1 protein-coding gene is annotated in these 1,702 nt (G+C 73.2%); it reads left to right on the top strand.

Annotated features, from left to right (window positions below; translation table 11 throughout):
- Window positions 1-247 precede the first annotated feature (247 nt).
- Window positions 248-1,483, top strand: a complete 1,236-nt coding sequence (locus ACIP98_RS42440; protein ID WP_319660748.1) for a ricin-type beta-trefoil lectin domain protein — start codon at window positions 248-250, stop codon at window positions 1,481-1,483.
- Window positions 1,484-1,702 lie beyond the last annotated feature (219 nt).

The raw sequence follows: 1,702 nt of genomic DNA, 5'->3' as shown, positions 1-1,702 counted from the left end.
GTAGAGAACTCCATGATCACGCAGGCCCGTGCCCGTGCCGCATCCAGACCATCTCCCAGACGCACAGCGGCCACCTATTGCCGGTCGGTCTAAGCCTTGAACAAAGGCGGATGGACCTCAGGCCTCCCCCATGACCGACCGGCCCGGCCCGTCCCGTTCACATGACAGGTGCATGACTTCCCCATGAAAGGCAGCGCCCGTGAACGCACTCCCCCCACGCCCGCGCCGACGCCCGCGCGTCCGCGGTCTGCTCGCCGCCGGCATCACCGGCCTCCTCGCCCTCGCCGCCCTCACCACCACGGGCCCGGCGAGCGGCGCCCCGGCGACGGCCCCGGCCGCCGCGGCGGCCGTCACCACCTTCGCCGACGAGTTCGACGGCCCCGCGGGAAGCGGCGTCGACGGCGGCAAGTGGCAGACCGAGACCGGCGACAACGTCAACAACCACGAGCGGCAGTACTACACCGCAGGCAACCGCAACGCCGCCCTCGACGGCCAGGGCCACCTCGTCATCACCGCGCGCAAGGAGAACCCCGCCGGGTACCAGTGCTGGTACGGCAGTTGCCAGTACACCTCGGCCCGGCTCAACACCTCCGGCCGCTTCACCACCACGTACGGGCATGTCGAGACCCGGATGAAGCTCCCCCGCGGCCAGGGCATGTGGCCCGCGTTCTGGATGCTGGGCGACAACATCGGCGACGTCGGATGGCCCGCCAGCGGCGAGATCGACATCATGGAGAACGTCGGCTTCGAGCCCGGCTCGGTGCACGGCACACTCCACGGTCCCGGCTACTCCGGGTCCGGTGGCATCGGCGCCGGCTACACGCTCCCGGGCGGCCAGGCCTTCGCCGACGCCTTCCACACCTTCGCCATCGACTGGAGCCCCGACGCGATCAGCTGGTCGGTCGACGGCACCGTCTACCAGCGCAGGACCCCCGCCGACCTGGGCGGCCGGCAGTGGGTGTTCAACAAGCCGTTCTTCGTCATCCTCAACCTCGCGGTGGGCGGCTACTGGCCGGGCGACCCGGACGGCAGCACGTCCTTCCCGCAGCAGCTCGTCGTCGACTACGTGCGCGTCACCACCTCGGACACCTCGGGCGGGGGCGGCACCGGGCGCATCACCGGCCTGGCCGGCAAATGCGTCGACGTCGCCGGCGCCAACCCGGCCAACGGCACCCCCGTCCAGCTCTACGACTGCAACGGCTCGGCCGCCCAGCAGTGGACGGCCGCCGCGGACGGCACCCTGCGCGCCCTCGGCAAGTGCCTGGACGTGAAGGACTTCGGCACCGCGGACGGCTCCCAGCTCCAGCTGTGGGACTGCGCCGGCAGCACCAACCAGAAGTGGACCCTGTCCGCCGCCCACGACATCGTCAACCCGCAGGCGAACAAGTGCCTGGACGTCACGGGCAACAACTCCGCCAACGGCACCCGGCTCCAGCTGTGGACGTGCACCGGGGGCGCGAACCAGAAGTGGACGCTGAGCTGACCCCTTGAGCGTGCGGGGCGCCGGTCACCGGCGCCCCGCACGGCAGGACCCCGGGAACGGTGGCGGGGGGGGGGGGGGGGGGGGGGGGGGGGGGGGCCGCCGGGGGGGGGGGGGGGGGGGGGGGGGGGGGGGGCCCCGCGGGCGGGGGGGGGGCCCCGGCCCCCCCGGGCCGGGGATCAGCGGCGGCCCACCGTGATGGTGCGCTCGGTGCTCATGCCG

The organism is Streptomyces sp. NPDC088354 (genome assembly GCF_044753585.1).
Lineage (GTDB): Bacteria > Actinomycetota > Actinomycetes > Streptomycetales > Streptomycetaceae > Actinacidiphila.
The sequence above is the reverse complement of the archived record's forward strand: the minus strand, read 5'-3'. Positions and strand labels throughout refer to the sequence as shown.